Raw genomic sequence first — 17,158 nt, 5'->3', positions numbered from 1 at the left:
GTTTAATCCGATCCTGGTAAATTTGTCTGTTTCAAGCGAAGTAAGGTGCGTCTTTCCTTTTTATCAGGTCGACGTTCGGGATGAGGCATCGTTAACGCATTCATTTTTCTTGCTAGAGCGATTTTTTCTCTCTTGGCAATACTCTCTGGTGTTTCACAATAGAGCAATTGTGCTTGGGCCGCCCCTAGGCGCTGTGCACTCACCATTAAGACTGTAACTGTCCGTTCATCATTACCTTGTCGTAAGCGTATTTCAGCCCCAACTTCAACATTTTTACTTGGCTTGCCTCGCACACCATTGTAATGGACTTTACCCCCTTCAATCATAGTGCGAGCAATGGCACGCGTTTTATAAAAACGTGCAGCCCAAAGCCATTTATCTAAACGGACAGCGCTTTCTTGCGATGGTTGACTCATCCCTTTCTCTCCTTAACTTCAACTTCTTCATGAAGGCGATAGAGTAAACACATTGCCTTCCACAACAAGGAACTTACTGAGGAGGGCGATAAAAACAGTGCTCGTAATATTGACTGATTTTATGCATGCGTTGATTATTTTGTCGCCGGCGCCGGATGATAAAAAATAAATTCAGGATCAAAAATCCAATAGCAAAGAATAATAATAACGTATTACCGATATAATATAACAGGGTCATTGAGTCAGGCATGCTATGCAAAAAGATTTGTAACGTGCCATTCGCATCAATTACCATCCCCGTTATTACACCTCCAGTATTAAAAGGTGTGTGTAATAAAATATCAGATAATCGCTGTAATTCTCGCCATTGCTCTAATGGTGTAGGTTCAAATACAGAATTGGTATTTGAAGCATAATCAACGAGCTGTTTTCTTTCATCACTGATTAAAAGCACACCACCCGGTGGTGGACTATTTAACAGTATTGCGGCCTTATCTATTTCTCGGTAGATAAAAGATGATGTGGTGGTGTCAACGAGCTTTTCCAAGGCCTCAGCACTAACAGCACGTAATAAAACATTGGTTCCTGTTAATTTGCCACTTTCTGCACGTTGAACTAATGATGGCCAATCATTGACATTACTTAGGTTTACCAAGGCCATTTTAAGCCGAATACATTCATTTTCTCTCGGGCATAAATCTTGTGTTTTCAAGATAATGCCATCAAAATTATCCAAAAGATTCATGCCAGATTTAGTAATAGCTTGACCTAAGCTTGGGTTTACACGGTTGTTAGAAACGGGGTGTAGCTGCTCTTCAACCAAATATAATAATGCTGCCGCTTTTTCAATCGTACTAGACTCAGGCATTGGCATTGGGTTGCTGTTGTTCCAATAAATCCCCGAACAATCAAAAGGTGCAAATATTGTTTTATTATTCTTACTGGAAAGGTTTGGAGGCATATAACACATTCCGACACCTTTGGCCTGAATAATATCCCCTACATGCAGCTTGGCCGTTTCTAACTCCGTAAAGTTAGTCACTAAATGAGGTTCACTCTCTTTTATCCATGAAAAAGTTAACTTCATTGATAATGATAACGGTTGATAGAGATACAGCATACCTATAATAAATAGGCTACAAACAACAAAGATAATATTTTTAATGTAACGCTTATACGGATTAGTTTTTTTCTTCATCATGCAATGATAAATAAGGCCCTTGCTTGATAACATGATGATTAGGATACATTTCTAAATAGGTCACCTTATCAATATCATTTTGAATATAAGGTTCCCAATGTGGAGGATAAACTAAATCAATTCCCCCCAACGAAATATTTTTTACCTGCCCATGATCAAAATTACCAAACAGTCCCCAGCGTTTTAAACGCCCTTTAAAACAGTGTACTTCTTGTTTTCGTGATTTGATGATGGGTCGATAAATAAGAAACAAGCCTAAAACAAGAAAAGTCCCTCCTGCAGCCATTATCCAAGGGAGAAAGACTTGTGGCATCATTAATGCCGTTAACCATAAGATTAACCCTAAGCAAATTAACGAGCCATTCCAAAAACCTGAAGAATGATGTAACCGATACTCTTCGTTGGTTTCTTGGCGAATATGTAATAAATGCGCCGCATCACCTTCATTTTTCTGGATAGTGGAAGTGCCATTTGACAGTATGGGTTCAGAAAGTTGTTTTAAACTTAACGCAGAAAAATGTGATTTTTCATCTTTAAGAAAATGGCCATTCACACCAATGACAATGGGGATAGAAGGAGTACAAACGACATCGAGGACATTTTCTTGTTGCAGATAAGGCACCAGTAATGGAGGAATATGGATCTCTACCGCATCAATGTAATAGCGCCAATGATTGAGCCCCTCTGATGATCCCGCAAACCGGTTAACAATATTACGCAGTGTCGTAACGACTTCACCTTTAGTGGGTATTTCAGGAAAGTTTTGTAACGAATACCCAGAAGAAAACTTAGAGGTGCCAAAATAGGACAAATAGTCACTAATTACCCCATAATCATCTTGTGTTAGTTTACGGTAAGTCGGTTTGGCGAGGGATGGAAGATGATATGAGCCATCAAGCCGCCTTCTTTTAAAGAATAGAAAGGCGGCCATTATAAATAGGCTAATCATGAAGATAGCCAATATAATGACTGATAATCTCATTTTTTCCCCATACTCATGCTGGTGTTGCTTAGTAACAATAACAAATTTGAAATGCCACCTAACATAAGGCAATTCCTATTCTTTAGTTCTATTTTTTTATTAAAATACAATGAATTATATTTGTGTTGTTGCGTTATAATTTATATATATTATCAATTTTATATCCGCCAACCATGCCATTTTCAGATAAAATAGCGCATCAATAAATAATAATACTCCCAAAAAATCAATCAATAACTGGGTTTAGTAGCGGAGTGTACTCAATTTTCACTAAAAAGCTAAATCTAATTGTTGGATTTATTTTATCATTAATGTGTTAAATTCAGGTTAATCTCTATTCCTATCAGGGGCTGTTATGAAAGAACTAAAAAAACCGAATATACTCAATATTGATAACATTGCCCGTTCTCGGTTATTTCAGATCCAATCCGTTAATCTGGAATTTAGCAACGGCGAAAAACGTATTTATGAACGAATGAAACCCGCTAACCGGGAAGCGGTAATGATAGTCCCTATCATCAATGATGACCTGATCCTTATTCGTGAATATGCTGTTGGCATCGAAAATTATGACTTTGGCTTTCCCAAAGGGGCTATTGATGCGGGTGAAACCCCATTACAAGCGGCCAATCGTGAATTAAAAGAAGAAATTGGCTACGGTGCCGGCTCTTTAACCGAGATAGCTAAACTGTCTATGGCGCCCTCCTATTTTTCCAGCAAAATGAACATTGTTATTGCTCAAGATCTCTATCCTGAACAATTAGAAGGCGATGAGCCTGAGCCGTTAGTTCAAATACGTTGGCCTATCGCCAAGATGATGGACTTATTAGATCATCCCGACTTTACCGAAGCTCGTAATGTCAGTGCACTCTTTTTAGCACAACGTTATTTGCAACAAGTTTGTCCAAAATAATAATTGGCTCGCGATATCCAGATAAAATTAAGGCCACCAAATAGGGAGGCCTTGATATCTATCATCTCTTTTTATTAGAAAATAGCGCGTTACCACGCTTTCACCGCATCACCTTTATAAACTTCTTGCGCTTTTTGCAAAATTTCATCACTTTGGAAAACCGCGACGAGTTTTTTTAATCGCTCGTTATCTTTGTCTGTGGCTCTAGCAACAATCAAGTTAACATAAGGAGAATCGGTATTTTCCATAAATAAACCATCTCGTTTGGCTAATAGTCCCACTTGTGAAGAGAAGTTATTATTGATGATAGAAAGATAAATATTAGGATCACTTAACGTCCGAGTCAGTTGTGGTGTATCAATTTCTGCAAATTTAAGTTTCTTAGGGTTTTCAATAATATCAAGTGTCGTTGGTAAATACCCCACCCCATCTTTTAATTTAATCAATCCTTGAGCCTGCAGTAATAATAAACTACGACCTAGGGTGGTTGCTTCATTAGAAATGGCGACGGTAGCACCATCAGGAAGCGCCTCTATATTTTTGATTTTATTTGAATAAGCTGCAATAGGAAAAATAAACGTTTTACCTATGATTTCAAATTGATAACCACGCTCTTTGCTTTGAGCTTCGTAGTAAGGTACGGTTTGGAACGCATTCACATCAACATCATTATTACGCAAAGCTTCATTAGGTAACACGTAGTCATTAAAGGTGATCACCTTGATATCTAATCCCTGCTTTTCTTTTGCCAACTTAACAACTTCATCCCAAATTTGCTGATCTGGCCCTGTATTAATTGCCACTTTTAACGGTTTGTCACCTTCATCTGGTGAGCAAGCGGTTAAAACCAATGAAGTACAGGCCAAAAGCACCACTAATAATAATTTTCTCATCTTCTCTCCAATAATCGACCATGTCACTCTTATTGTTTATAACTTATTGTTATTATTAAGTTTAATGTTTTTATTATGCTATCAAGGGGACTACTTATACTATATACCAACATGTATTTAGACATCTAGACGTTTAGATAGTTATTTATAACGGGAAAGAGTGGAGAGATCAAAATAGATTTACACACAAAACATGAAATATTTTCATGTTGGAAGATGAGATGTATCTATATCTATTTATTAGATAACAAAAAGCGGGAAAAACAATCTGTTATCCCGCTTTAGTTATTCGTTAGATCGCTATTTAATCTAACTTTTTGTTTATTATATTAATCAAAATAGCTCGTTAGATTCGCCATTATCCTCAAAGATCCGTGTACCCACTTCACTTTTTGCTTTTTCTGTTGGCTGAGTACCTTCAATAAAATACTCTTTCATTGATGGTCCATCTCCCGCCAACTTACCGGTATTGCGATCGATTTGAACAGCAACAACGCCTTTTGGCATCGGCATCATTTGTACCGGAACACCTTCTAAAGCAACTTTCATAAAGTCATTCCAAATAGGTTGTGCCGTTTTGGCACCCGCTTCACCACCCGTTGCGGCAGTTCGCCCTAAATTGCGACTACTATCATCAAAACCAATCCATGCAGTCGCCACAATATTAGCACCATATCCAGAGAACCAAGCATCTTTAGAACTATTGGTCGTTCCTGTCTTACCACCGATATCTTGACGTTTTAAATCTCGCAATGCACGCCATCCTGTACCAGACCATCCCGGCTCACCAACGAGATTGGTTCTTAACGCATCATGCATTAGAAACGCCAGTGGCGTACTTATCACATGAGGAGCATATGGGCTTTCTTTGACTGTTTCAGCAAGAGGTGCTTGCTCTAACTCAATATCAGGCGCCGTTTCTGCCGGTTGCGCTTGCTGAGATTGTGCGACGTTTTCCATATAATCATCAGATAATGCAATAGAGCGCGTAGTATCACCATAAATCACGGGGATATCGGTACATTCAGGACAAGCGACTTTCGGCTCAGCAGTAAAGATCACTTCACCATCAGCATTTTCAATACGCTGAATAAAATATGGCTCAATGAGATACCCACCATTTGCCATTACCGCAAAACCTCGAGCCATTTGCATTGGTGTAAATGAAGGTGAGCCTAAAGCTAATGACTCTGTTCTATCTATATTTTGATTAGGAAAACCAAAACGCAATAGATAATCTGCAGCGTAATCAACTCCCATCGCCCGCATAGCGCGTACCATAACTACGTTTTTAGATTGACCTAAACCTTGACGTAAACGAATAGGCCCTGCATAAGTAGGTGGTGAGTTTTTAGGGCGCCAATCAGTTCCAGCTCCTGCATCCCAACGACTAATAGGTAAGTCATTTAGTAATGTCGATAATGTTAACCCTTTATCTAATGCTGCCGCATATAAGAAAGGTTTGATATTTGAACCAACTTGACGTAACGATTGAGATACGCGATTAAACTTACTCAATTCAAAATCAAAACCTCCCACCAGCGCAATAATACCGCCATTAAGTGGATCTAATGCGACAAAAGCTGCATTAACCTCAGGAAGCTGTGCTAATAACCAATCATTTTCACTATTTTGTCGTACCCAAATTTGCTCACCAGCATGTACAACAGCATCAACTTTGCTCGGCGTGGCCCCTTGAGCCGTATCAGAAATAAATTTACGCGCCCAACGAACCGCTTTTAAATCGAGTGTTATTTTATCGCCATTTTTTAATACCACCTGAGCTTCTTTAGCATCAGCGGATAACACCACTGCGGGGATTAATGGGCCATAAGTCTGTATACCCTTTAGCTTATCGTTAATGGCTTTATCATCCCAAGGAGTTTGCCCTGCATGCCACAGCACCTCTTGAGCACCGCGATAGCCATGGCGCATATCATAATCAATAACATTATTACGTAGCGCTTGTTCAGCGGCTAATTGATCTTTGCGGATAACTGTAGTGTAAATTTTATAACCATCCGTATAGGCATTTTCGCCATAGCGCTGATACATCTCCATTCTGACCATTTCAGTCAAATAAGGCGCTGAAAAATCAATTTGTGGGGCGTGATATTTAGCCACAATAGGCTCAGCTTTAGCACTGTCATACTCTTCGCGGGTAATATAGTTCTCTTCCAACATGCGTTGTAACACTAAATTACGGCGTTTTAAGGCACGATCATACGAATAAAGTGGGTTTAGTGTCGAAGGGGCTTTAGGTAAACCTGCAATAACAGCCATCTCACTTAAGCTAAGATCATGCACACTTTTACCAAAGTAAACATATGCAGCAGCACCCACACCATAAGCGCGATTTCCTAGATAAATTTTATTGAGATAAAGTGCCAAGATCTCATCTTTTGTAAGCTCTTTCTCAATACGGATAGCCAAAAAGGCTTCTTTGATTTTACGCATTAATTTCTTCTCAGGTGTTAAGAAGAAATTACGCGCTAATTGTTGCGTGATGGTACTGGCACCTTGCGATGCTTGCCCCGATGTTAACGCAACAACAACAGCACGAGAGATGCCAATAGGGTCAATACCATGATGTTCACGAAAACGCGTATCTTCAGTGGCAATAAAGGCATTAATTAATTGCGGAGGCATCTCCTGCAAGGTAAGAGGCAAACGACGTTTTTCGCCATATTGCGCCATTAACTCTCCGTCTGCGCTAAAGACCTGCATAGGAGTTTGTAAACGAACATCTTTTAATGTCGCGACATCGGGTAGTTGAGGCTCGACATATTTATACATGCCATATATCGAGGCTGCTCCCAAAATTATGCAAGCAAAAACGAAGATGAAAAAATATTTTAAGAACTTCACCTTAAATTTCCCATGTAATGTGAATTGGGCAGTTTATAAACAAACAGTGCGTAGTATAAAGGTAACGCCTCTTGGAAAATAGGCTATTACACATTCAATAGATATGGATATCATTTATGAAAACAGATAATTATCAGATTGGTATTGAAATTAATATCAATCATATCAATGCCGTTTTAGTATTTCAGCAGAATAAGCAATGGAAGATCAATGCATTTTGGCAATTCCCTTTACCTCTTAATGATAATATAGGTGATATAAATTTAAGAACTATCTTAAAACGATGGCAACAATCTCTACCGCCAATCAACCGTATTGCATTGGCATTACCCGATACAGTGGCAAGTTATCATACCATTGCCTTATCTAACCTGATTTCCCTGACACCAGCAGCCTATTATCGATTAGCACAACTCCGAGCCACATCTCATCAACAAGTCACCAAACAAGCGGTACAATTCGATTATCGGCAACATAACCAACATCTCGCCATCCATTTACATAACAAGACACTGATAGAGACTTATATTGCCTTATTCGCCAAAATAAACTTAACCATCACTGCGATTGATATTCCAGCTTGTGCGTTGCGTTATGTTGCCACACATCTCAACATATCGCCTCACAGCATATTAATTTTTTGTCAAAATAATCAAATGCTTTGGGTTTGTGCAGATAAAGAGATGCCCCATTACGGTACTCTTTCTTATCAAGACCACCAAGAGCAAGAAAAACAATTACAGCAATTACTCATCAAGCATCATTGGCCACAGGAGCAATGTTATTTCTCAGGTGACAATGCAGAATACTTTCGCCAACAAATGCCTATTTGGCCAACCCAAAAAGAGCGGCTATTTATGTCTATACCGCCCAAAAAGACGCTACCTCTAATTGCCATTGGTTTAGCTTTGCGTCCTTGGGAGACAGCATGTATCAAATAAATTTTCTTCCTTGGCGTCAAGCCTTATATCGACATCAAGCACAACGGTGGCTTTATTGGAGCATGATACTCGTTGTTATTACATTCAGTGCTTGCGGTTACTACGCTTATTATTTAGTACAACAAGTAAAAACACTCTCACTTTTACAATCACAATATCAAAAACGTGAGTACTCACTACAAAAGCAATATCACAATGACCAACATGAACAGAAAGTCACCCGCTTATATCAACAGCGTTATTGGCATTATTATCAACATTGGCTTCACTATTTAAATTACCTCGCTTTCTTTCAAGCACTAGAAACACTGCTCCCTACGGAAGGTTATATCGCGCAGTTTTCTGAAAATGATGCAACATTTTCGCTTCAGGTGCGGCTTCCTTGTGAGCAGGCACTTACTTTTATATCTAAAGTTAACCAACACCCCAACCTGACATCATTAACACTCTCCTCTTTTCAACAGAGCAAACAAGATCCCCGTTACAGCGAAATAAGGTTTTCTGGTAAGTGGCAGAGTTGGCAATATCAAGTATCTCAACATAGGCATAGCGAACAGGATGTCGATAACAATGAAAATAAAGACTAATTGGGTAATTTATTTCGCCCTTTTACCTTTTTGGCAAAAGGCACTCTTAAGTTTAGCCCCTTCTATAATAGTGAGTTTGTTATGTTATCTATTCAGCTTTTCGGGCTATCAGCAGGACATAACCGCGCAACAACAGCTTATTAGCCAACACCAAACGCAGATACAACAACTGCAGTCGATATTGCATTCGTCTCCTGCTATAGCCTTATTAAAAGCGTTACAACATGACTATAAACTTCCACCACAAACAGGCTCAGCCTATCAGCGTTTACAACAGATAATCGATAACCATCACTTGATACCTCATAGTTGGCAACATAGTGTCGATAATAGTTTTAAGCTACGTTTTTCACTCTCTTACTCACAATTACTAACGTTATTAGCGCATCTACATCAAGCAGGTTGCGCTCTTTCTGCACTGCTCATTTCGCCTATCCCCCCTGATTTACTCTCAGTTGAATTGAATTTAGTCGACATAACGACACCAAATGTTCTAGCGCCTTTGAAGTCAGAGTGAAATATTATGAAAAGCGTCTTTTTTTATTTGCTGTTACTACTATCTATCTTGTGCTTTGCTGGTTTTGCTCAATCCAGAGATCCTTTTTATCCAGAACAACCTATTGATAGTAATAACACTCACCATTTCATTGATAAAACAGATAATAGTGAAACTCTTCAACACCAAAACAGCACATTACACCATCGTATCTACCCACTACAGTATGCTGATGTAACCACCGTGGCACAGCAGTTAACGAACTATGGAATTTCATTACTCAGTGATCATGGACGAATAGCCATAGATAAAGATTCAAATAGCTTATCCATTATTGATACAGAAAAAGCACATACTGAAATTTCTGATTGGTTAAAAATTAAAGAAACACCACAGCAACAGGTACATATTACCGCACATATCATCAGTAGCAGTCAGGATGCGTTAAATGAGTTAGGAACGCAGTGGGGATTACTCAATATGAAATCGGCAAATTTAGAAGGTACATCAAACAATACTACAACACCCCATAACATAGCATCAGCACCGCTCACAGCACCTTCTCTTGCCGCGTTGGCACTGCATCAAAAAACAAAAAACCCCTTACATTACATAGCCTTTAATATCGCCAGAATTAATAGTCGTCTTTTAGAATTAGAACTAAGCGCCTTAGAACAAGAGAAACAACTCGCCATCATTGCCAGTCCTCGATTAACGGCTGCACATGAAAAAACGGCATCTATCAAGCAAGGAACCGAAATTCCCTATGTCAGCAGAGATAACGACACCATCCGAGTTGAATTTAAAGAGGCTGTTTTGGGGATGGAGGTAACGCCGATCATTCAAAGAAGCAATAAAATTAGATTGCTATTAAAAATTAGTCAAAACACACCAGGTATTGCCTTAGTACAAGGAGGTAGTGAACACCTTTCAATAGATAAACAAGAAATAATGACAGAAGTTACTATTCATGATGGTGAGACTCTGATGTTAGGAGGAATATTTCAACAAAAGCAGCAACAGCATGCAGCAAAAATTCCTTTTTTATCTTCACTGCCATTACTAGGGATACTTTTTAGCCATAAGCGTGACCAACATAGTCGTCATGAATTGGTTATTTTTATTACACCCAAATTAATCTAATTTTCTTAGTGTGATTTATTTTTTTATTATAATACAAACAATTACCTTATTTCCGCCAAGATAAAACTGTAAGTTATTCATTGTTTTTTCTTATAATCTCTATTTATAGATTTGACGCTGAGGACGATTTAGCTTACAAGGGTTAGCTAATTGAGTGGGCCTGAAACATCACAACGATAATACGGATACATTTTATGCACTTCCTCTTTCTTGGAGGTAGGGCTTTTTATATGTAATATTGATCAACTGATGACAGAAAAGACAAAGTGATCAGATGCGGTTTTCCGGCTAAATTGTGTTAGAATCTCCGCATTGCCAACAAAGATAATATAATTTTTATAGGTCATATCTTGTTATGTACTGTAGGCAAAGGGATTTTTATCCTGTGTTGTCGCTTGCGACAACACGTGGTTATTTAATAGCGTTCTACTGAAAAAACTCAGTTTTAATATGAGAGTAGATACACACGTTATCAGGCGTGAATGAAATAAACACTCATAAATTTCAGTTTAGGTCCCGTCGCTGAATGAATTTGGCGGGGCGGGTTATCATTAACGAATATCTTAGTAATACCAAAAACATGGCAGAGAAACGTAATATCTTTCTGGTTGGGCCTATGGGTGCCGGCAAAAGCACTATTGGTCGTCAGTTAGCTCAACAACTTAGTATGGAATTTTATGATTCCGATCAGGAAATTGAGCGACGTACAGGTGCAGATGTAGGTTGGGTATTTGATGTAGAAGGCGAAGAAGGCTTCCGTCAACGTGAAGAAAAAATAATCAACGAACTTACTGAAAAGCAAGGCATTGTACTGGCAACAGGTGGTGGTTCGGTGAAATCAAGAGAAACCCGTAACCGACTATCAGCACGCGGTGTTGTTGTTTATTTAGAAACCAACATTGAAAAACAACTTGCTCGTACTCAGCGAGATAAAAAACGTCCTTTATTGCAAGGTGTTGAACCCGTACGTGATGTACTGGAAACCCTCGCAGAAGAACGTAATCCTCTTTACGAAGAGATTGCTGATATCACCATTCATACTGATGATCAGAGTGCAAAAATCGTTGCAAATCAAATTATTGAATTATTAGAGAAAAACTAATAAATTCTTTAGATGAGATGAAAGTAAAGACTACTTGAAGAAGGCCGTTGCTATGGAAAAAATCACTGTGACTTTAGGTGAAAGAAGCTATCCCATTACCATTGCTTCTGGCCTTTTTCACCAGCCTGAAACCTTTTTACCTTTAAAAAAAGGGCAACAAGTGATGATTGTCACAAATGTGACACTTGCGCCGCTCTATCTAGACAAGGTAACAAACACCTTAGAACAACAAGGTGTTTTGGTTGATAGCGTGATTTTACCTGATGGGGAACAGTATAAATCCCTGACGGTAATGAATGATGTCTTTACTGCATTATTAGAAAAAAATCACAATCGAGATACAACACTGCTCGCACTAGGGGGTGGTGTTATTGGTGACTTAACAGGCTTTGCGGCTGCAAGTTATCAACGTGGTGTACGTTTTATTCAAGTTCCTACCACGTTATTATCACAGGTCGATTCTTCTGTCGGTGGAAAAACAGCAGTTAACCATCCACTGGGTAAGAATATGATTGGTGCTTTCTATCAACCGGCATCTGTTGTTATCGATCTCGATTGTCTTGCAACGCTTCCTCCTCGTGAGTTGTCATCAGGCTTAGCGGAGGTGATTAAATATGGCATTATTTTAGATAAAGACTTCTTTATCTGGCTTGAAAACAATATTGATAAACTGATAGCGCTTGAACCTAAAGCCATGGCTTACTGTATTCGCCGTTGCTGTGAACTTAAGGCACAAGTAGTCGCAGCAGACGAAAAAGAGACGAGTGGTCTACGAGCTTTACTTAATTTAGGTCATACTTATGGTCACGCAATTGAAGCACATATGGGATATGGTGTGTGGCTACATGGTGAAGCTGTCGCTGCGGGTATGGTTATGGCGGCTAAAACCGCACAAGATTTGGGTCAATTTACTCAGGCAGAAACTCAGCGAGTGATCCAATTACTTAAAACAGCAAATCTTCCCGTCAATGGCCCTGATGAGATGCAACCTGAAGACTATTTACCTCATATGATGCGAGATAAAAAAGTTTCCGCGGGTAAATTGCACCTTGTATTACCAAAAGGTATCGGTCAATCAGAACTACGTGCGGATATATCTCGCGAACAAGTGTATAAAGCGATAACATCATGCATTAATGCAAATTAAGCATACCATCACCTAACGAGAGATAAACTGGAAAGTCTATTTAAGGAAAATTCTGGTTAATAATCTCAAATGTGACGTTTCAGAAAAAGCGTTTCATCCTTATACTAGAGGTAATGGCTAACTTTCGCTTTTTGACGCTCTGACGGAGGGCATAATGGACGAGTTCAAACCTGAAAATGAAATTAAGAGTGGCGATAACTCACTCAAACCTGATACTTCGGATAGACCCGAACGTCGCACTAATCGACCTCGTAATAACCCATTAAAAAATGCTCGTTTCTCTGTATCCCGTCAACAGATGATGATAGGTGTTGGGGTACTGGTTCTCATTCTTTTAATTATTGCGATAAGCTCTGCACTGAAATCACCAGACAGTGATAAAGAAACAACGGCCTCAACAACAGGAACAGAAAAGAATATTGAACTGTCTCAGCCTTCAGTAACATCAACAGACAATCAAACATCCACACCTCAGGAGCTGACGGGCCAACAAATACAGCAGCCTACAACGCAGCCATCTCAAAATCTCCCCCCAATGATTGACTCTCAAGGTCAACGTGTTGAGATCCCAGGAGATATTGTTGATTCACTCAATCAACAACAAGCAGGTGTTAACCAAGCTGTTAATCAACAACAGCAAAATACACAAAACCAACCGACAACGCCACAAACTCCGGTGACCAAACCGCAACCGGCACCAACACAAAAACCAGAGGTCAAACCTACACCAACCAAGCCGGTAACACCTCCTGCAACCACACAGACTAAGCCTGTGGCAAAACCAACCACAAAACCCGTTGCATCAGGAGCTTTATCAGCAAATAACCTAGCAGCCATTCCTGCAACAAATTATACTTTGCAGTTAAGTGGTGCGAGTCGCCAAGATACGTTAGAGGCTTTCGCTAAAAAAAATCTTAATGGAAACTACGCTATTTATAAAACCCAGCGTAATGGTAATCCTTGGTATGTACTCATCTATGGTAACTATCGTAATATAAGCGAAGCAAAACAGGCCGTGGCTTCATTACCGGCGGCTGTGCAAGCTAAAAAACCTTGGGTTAGACCTATGAAACATGTTCATCAGGATCTAAAAAAATAAGTTAACGATGTTCACCGCTGATATGCTGTCTGAAACAGAGTACAATCGGCGACTCTGAAACGATTGAGAAATTTGGACGGCATGAAAAAAAAACGCGCATTCCTAAAATGGGCTGGTGGTAAATACCCTTTGGTAGATGACATTAAGCGTCATCTACCTCAAGGTAACTGTTTAATTGAACCTTTTATGGGTGCTGGCTCTGTATTTTTAAATACAGAATATGATTCATATATTCTTGCCGATATAAATAGCGATCTCATCCATCTCTATAATACGGTAAAACTGTATCCTGAAAAATTTATGAAGGATGCTCAACTATTATTCACCCCTCAGATGAATAATGCAGAAGAGTTTTATCAACTACGACAAGACTTTAATCAATCAACAGATCCATACCAACGCAGTGTGCTTTTTCTCTACTTAAACCGTCATTGCTACAATGGATTATGCCGTTACAACTCCAAAGGTGAATATAATGTTCCTTTTGGTCGCTACAAAAAACCTTATTTTCCAGAAGACGAATTGATTTGGTTTTCAGAAAAAGCGCAAAAAGCCTTATTTGTCTGCCAAAGCTATTCATCAACCATGACAAATGCCACCAAAGGTTCTGTTGTATACTGTGATCCACCTTATGCACCGTTATCACCGACGGCAAATTTTACCTCATACCATACAAATAGCTTTAGTTTCCAAGAACAACAGCATCTAGCTCAACTTGCCTCAATGTTGGCTTACGAGAGACAGATACCCGTGTTAATATCAAATCATGAAACTGCGTTAACAAAAGAGTGGTATGTAGACGCGAAAGAGCTACATAGTGTGAAAGTCAGAAGAACAATTAGTAGCAACACACTAGGTCGTAGCAAAGTGAACGAATTACTAGCCTTATATAAATAATCGTTAACACTTCCCGACAATGGGAGTGTTGTCAGGAGAACGCGATGAAAGATTTTCTGATTGCCCCTTCTATTTTATCTGCAGATTTCGCCCGCCTTGGTGAAGATACGGAGAAAGTGCTCGCTGCAGGTGCTGATGTGGTTCATTTTGATGTAATGGATAATCACTATGTCCCTAACTTAACGTTCGGTGCACCAATTTGTAAAGCGCTACGCAACTACGGGATCACAGCACCTATTGATGTCCACTTAATGGTAAAACCGGTTGATCGTATTATTCCTGATTTTGCACAAGCAGGAGCAACCTATATTTCATTTCATGCCGAAGCCAGTGAGCATGTTGATCGCACTATTCAATTAATCAAAGATTGTGGCTGTAAAGCAGGTTTAGTCCTTAATCCTGCCACGCCTCTCAACTATCTCGATTATGTAATGGATAAATTAGATCTTATTCTTCTGATGTCAGTAAACCCTGGCTTCGGTGGTCAATCATTTATACCAAAGACACTCGATAAATTACGTCAAGTTCGCAAGATGATTGATGATGGTGGCTATGACATTCGTTTAGAAATTGATGGCGGTGTCAAAGTTGATAATATTGCCGAAATTGCTCAAGCAGGTGCGGATATGTTTGTTGCTGGCTCTGCTATTTTCAATCAGCCAGATTATAAACAGGTTATCGACAATATGCGCCGAGAATTAGATAAGGTATCGAAATGACAGAAAAAAAACTCAAAGGTATTCGTGCTATCGCTTTTGATCTTGATGGTACACTAACTGACAGCGCTGTTGGGCTAACAGAAGCCACAAACTATGCACTAAAAGCAAAAGGCTTCCCAACAGTGGATAAACACCATGTCACCATTTGGGTTGGTAATGGTGTTGATATGCTATTAAAGCGCGCCCTGCACCATAGTGGTGTTAAAGATGTCACCGATACTTTATTAAAAGAGGTACGTGATCTCTTTGATGAGTGCTATGCAAACTCTGTCAAAACAGGAAGCAATCTATTTCCACACGTTAAAGAGACACTAGAAAAACTTGCTTCGTATTCTCTCTCCTTAGGCATAGTGACGAATAAACCCACTCCTTTTATCCAACCACTGTTAAAGCAATTAGGTATAGACAACGACTTCTCATTGGTGCTTGGTGGTGATGATGTAAAACAAAAAAAACCCCATCCAGCACCATTATATTTAACAATGGGCACGTTTGGTGTTAAAAAAGAAGAGCTTCTTTTTGTCGGAGATTCCCGTAACGATATTATCGCCGCTCAAGCAGCACAGTGCCCTTGTGTGGGGTTAACTTATGGTTATAACTACGGTGAACCCATTGCAGATAGCAAACCCGATTTTATACTCGACGATTTTGCTGATTTGCTCTCTATCCTTGATATTACGTCAATGACAACAGTGGAACAGAACTAACATGACGACTTCAGTAGAAAAAAAGGCTCAAAAGCCTATTGTATTCAGTGGTGCACAACCTTCTGGTGAGTTAACTATCGGGAACTATATGGGAGCACTACGTCAGTGGGTACAAATGCAAGATGACTACGATTGCATTTACTGTATCGTTGACCAACATGCCATCACTGTACGCCAAGATCCTACCGAACTGCGAAAAAGAACCTTAGATACACTGGCTCTTTATCTCGCTTGTGGCATTGATCCTGAAAAAAGCACAATTTTTGTACAATCTCATGTTCCACAACATGCACAATTAGGCTGGGCGCTAAACTGCTACACCTACTTTGGTGAATTAAGCCGTATGACCCAATTTAAAGATAAATCAGCTCGTCATGCTGAAAATATCAATGCAGGATTATTTGATTACCCCGTCTTAATGGCAGCCGATATCCTCCTTTATCAAACCAACCAAGTACCGGTTGGCATTGACCAAAAACAACATCTTGAATTAAGCCGTGATATTGCCCAACGCTTTAATGCCATCTATGGGGACATTTTCACCGTACCCGATCCTTTTATTCCAAAAGGTGGCGCACGCGTGATGGCACTACAAGATCCCGCTAAGAAAATGTCTAAATCTGATGATAACCGCAATAATGTTATCGCTTTACTTGAAGATCCCAAAGCGGCGGCGAAAAAAATAAAACGTGCTGTTACAGACTCAGAAGAGCCACCTCGCGTTGCGTATGATCTAGAAAACAAAGCCGGTGTCTCTAACTTATTAGATATTTTAGCGGGTGTAACAGGTAAAACTATCCCTGAACTCGAAGCTGAATTTGAAGGCAAAATGTACGGTCATCTAAAAGGCGCGGTTGCTGAGGCTGTATCAGATATGCTGACAAATATTCAAGAACGCTTTAACACCTTCCGTAATGATGAAGCACTATTAAATAAAATCATGAAAGAAGGTGCCGATAAGGCGAAAGCGCGCGCTCAAACAACCTTAGATAAGGTTTATGAGGCTATTGGGTTTATTGCTCACCCATAATCGTTATTATAGGCCAG

15 protein-coding genes and 1 pseudogene are annotated in these 17,158 nt (G+C 39.5%); 12 read left to right on the top strand and 4 right to left on the bottom strand.

Features of this window, described 5'->3' with window-relative positions; genetic code table 11:
* Nucleotides 1–2 precede the first annotated feature (2 nt).
* Nucleotides 3–416, bottom strand: coding sequence for a ribosome-associated heat shock protein Hsp15 (gene hslR / locus HMPREF0693_RS16080; protein WP_004246651.1), 414 nt, complete (start codon nucleotides 414–416; stop codon nucleotides 3–5).
* Between the two features lie 73 nt (nucleotides 417–489).
* Nucleotides 490–2,599, bottom strand: a pseudogene (gene umoB / locus HMPREF0693_RS16075) (flagellar biogenesis regulator UmoB).
* 355 nt (nucleotides 2,600–2,954) lie between these two features.
* Here umoB and nudE point away from each other — a divergent pair.
* Complete coding sequence (gene nudE, locus HMPREF0693_RS16070; RefSeq protein WP_004246647.1) at nucleotides 2,955–3,512, top strand: ADP compounds hydrolase NudE; 558 nt, start codon at nucleotides 2,955–2,957, stop codon at nucleotides 3,510–3,512.
* 89 nt (nucleotides 3,513–3,601) lie between these two features.
* Here the strand turns inward: nudE and HMPREF0693_RS16065 are convergent, their stop codons facing one another.
* Complete coding sequence (locus HMPREF0693_RS16065) at nucleotides 3,602–4,405, bottom strand: MetQ/NlpA family ABC transporter substrate-binding protein (protein WP_036932495.1); 804 nt, start codon at nucleotides 4,403–4,405, stop codon at nucleotides 3,602–3,604.
* A 333-nt stretch (nucleotides 4,406–4,738) separates the two neighbouring features.
* Nucleotides 4,739–7,273: a peptidoglycan glycosyltransferase/peptidoglycan DD-transpeptidase MrcA gene (mrcA, locus tag HMPREF0693_RS16060; protein ID WP_012368592.1), complete on the bottom strand. Its 2,535-nt coding sequence runs from the start codon at nucleotides 7,271–7,273 to the stop codon at nucleotides 4,739–4,741.
* Nucleotides 7,274–7,389: 116 nt separating this feature from the next.
* Here mrcA and HMPREF0693_RS16055 point away from each other — a divergent pair, with 116 nt between their 5' ends.
* The 11 genes from HMPREF0693_RS16055 (at nucleotide 7,390) to trpS (ending at nucleotide 17,141) form a co-directional block, all read left to right on the top strand.
* Nucleotides 7,390–8,214, top strand: a complete 825-nt coding sequence (locus tag HMPREF0693_RS16055; protein ID WP_004246643.1) for a hypothetical protein — start codon at nucleotides 7,390–7,392, stop codon at nucleotides 8,212–8,214.
* Nucleotides 8,202–8,801, top strand: coding sequence for a PilN domain-containing protein (locus HMPREF0693_RS16050; RefSeq protein ID WP_004246641.1), 600 nt, complete (start codon nucleotides 8,202–8,204; stop codon nucleotides 8,799–8,801). The genes HMPREF0693_RS16055 and HMPREF0693_RS16050 overlap by 13 nt, the downstream gene beginning before the upstream one ends.
* Complete coding sequence (locus HMPREF0693_RS16045) at nucleotides 8,785–9,318, top strand: hypothetical protein (RefSeq protein ID WP_004246640.1); 534 nt, start codon at nucleotides 8,785–8,787, stop codon at nucleotides 9,316–9,318. The genes HMPREF0693_RS16050 and HMPREF0693_RS16045 overlap by 17 nt, the downstream gene beginning before the upstream one ends.
* A gap of 6 nt (nucleotides 9,319–9,324) precedes the next feature.
* Nucleotides 9,325–10,440, top strand: a complete 1,116-nt coding sequence (locus tag HMPREF0693_RS16040) for a secretin N-terminal domain-containing protein (protein ID WP_004246639.1) — start codon at nucleotides 9,325–9,327, stop codon at nucleotides 10,438–10,440.
* Nucleotides 10,441–11,020: 580 nt separating this feature from the next.
* Complete coding sequence (gene aroK, locus HMPREF0693_RS16035; protein WP_012368596.1) at nucleotides 11,021–11,542, top strand: shikimate kinase AroK; 522 nt, start codon at nucleotides 11,021–11,023, stop codon at nucleotides 11,540–11,542.
* Nucleotides 11,543–11,594: 52 nt separating this feature from the next.
* Complete coding sequence (gene aroB / locus HMPREF0693_RS16030) at nucleotides 11,595–12,689, top strand: 3-dehydroquinate synthase (RefSeq protein WP_004246637.1); 1,095 nt, start codon at nucleotides 11,595–11,597, stop codon at nucleotides 12,687–12,689.
* A 154-nt stretch (nucleotides 12,690–12,843) separates the two neighbouring features.
* Nucleotides 12,844–13,788: an SPOR domain-containing protein gene (locus tag HMPREF0693_RS16025; RefSeq protein WP_004246636.1), complete on the top strand. Its 945-nt coding sequence runs from the start codon at nucleotides 12,844–12,846 to the stop codon at nucleotides 13,786–13,788.
* 81 nt (nucleotides 13,789–13,869) lie between these two features.
* Nucleotides 13,870–14,685, top strand: a complete 816-nt coding sequence (gene dam, locus HMPREF0693_RS16020) for an adenine-specific DNA-methyltransferase (protein ID WP_004249858.1) — start codon at nucleotides 13,870–13,872, stop codon at nucleotides 14,683–14,685.
* Nucleotides 14,686–14,729: 44 nt separating this feature from the next.
* Nucleotides 14,730–15,404, top strand: coding sequence for a ribulose-phosphate 3-epimerase (gene rpe, locus HMPREF0693_RS16015; protein WP_004246629.1), 675 nt, complete (start codon nucleotides 14,730–14,732; stop codon nucleotides 15,402–15,404).
* Nucleotides 15,401–16,111: a phosphoglycolate phosphatase gene (locus HMPREF0693_RS16010; protein WP_004246628.1), complete on the top strand. Its 711-nt coding sequence runs from the start codon at nucleotides 15,401–15,403 to the stop codon at nucleotides 16,109–16,111. The genes rpe and HMPREF0693_RS16010 overlap by 4 nt, the downstream gene beginning before the upstream one ends.
* A 1-nt stretch (nucleotide 16,112) precedes the next feature.
* Nucleotides 16,113–17,141 (top strand): tryptophan--tRNA ligase, encoded by a 1,029-nt coding sequence (trpS, locus tag HMPREF0693_RS16005; RefSeq protein ID WP_004246627.1) that lies wholly within the window; start codon nucleotides 16,113–16,115, stop codon nucleotides 17,139–17,141.
* Nucleotides 17,142–17,158: the final 17 nt, after the last annotated feature.

It is taken from the genome of Proteus mirabilis ATCC 29906 (genome assembly GCF_000160755.1).
Classification (GTDB): Bacteria; Pseudomonadota; Gammaproteobacteria; order Enterobacterales; family Enterobacteriaceae; genus Proteus; species Proteus mirabilis.
The sequence above is the reverse complement of the archived record's forward strand: the minus strand, read 5'-3'. Positions and strand labels throughout refer to the sequence as shown.

Bases quoted from the DNA above. Each gene is read 5' to 3' on its own strand.
- nudE (WP_004246647.1), top strand. From the start codon at position 2,955: ATGAAAGAACTAAAAAAACCGAATATACTCAATATTGATAACATTGCC.
- aroB (WP_004246637.1), top strand. From the start codon at position 11,595: ATGGAAAAAATCACTGTGACTTTAGGTGAAAGAAGCTATCCCATTACC.
- HMPREF0693_RS16045 (WP_004246640.1), top strand. From the start codon at position 8,785: ATGAAAATAAAGACTAATTGGGTAATTTATTTCGCCCTTTTACCTTTT.
- aroK (WP_012368596.1), top strand. From the start codon at position 11,021: ATGGCAGAGAAACGTAATATCTTTCTGGTTGGGCCTATGGGTGCCGGC.
- HMPREF0693_RS16040 (WP_004246639.1), top strand. From the start codon at position 9,325: ATGAAAAGCGTCTTTTTTTATTTGCTGTTACTACTATCTATCTTGTGC.
- HMPREF0693_RS16050 (WP_004246641.1), top strand. From the start codon at position 8,202: ATGTATCAAATAAATTTTCTTCCTTGGCGTCAAGCCTTATATCGACAT.
- HMPREF0693_RS16065 (WP_036932495.1), bottom strand. From the start codon at position 4,405: ATGAGAAAATTATTATTAGTGGTGCTTTTGGCCTGTACTTCATTGGTT.
- HMPREF0693_RS16010 (WP_004246628.1), top strand. From the start codon at position 15,401: ATGACAGAAAAAAAACTCAAAGGTATTCGTGCTATCGCTTTTGATCTT.
- rpe (WP_004246629.1), top strand. From the start codon at position 14,730: ATGAAAGATTTTCTGATTGCCCCTTCTATTTTATCTGCAGATTTCGCC.
- hslR (WP_004246651.1), bottom strand. From the start codon at position 416: ATGAGTCAACCATCGCAAGAAAGCGCTGTCCGTTTAGATAAATGGCTT.
- trpS (WP_004246627.1), top strand. From the start codon at position 16,113: ATGACGACTTCAGTAGAAAAAAAGGCTCAAAAGCCTATTGTATTCAGT.
- HMPREF0693_RS16055 (WP_004246643.1), top strand. From the start codon at position 7,390: ATGAAAACAGATAATTATCAGATTGGTATTGAAATTAATATCAATCAT.
- dam (WP_004249858.1), top strand. From the start codon at position 13,870: ATGAAAAAAAAACGCGCATTCCTAAAATGGGCTGGTGGTAAATACCCT.
- HMPREF0693_RS16025 (WP_004246636.1), top strand. From the start codon at position 12,844: ATGGACGAGTTCAAACCTGAAAATGAAATTAAGAGTGGCGATAACTCA.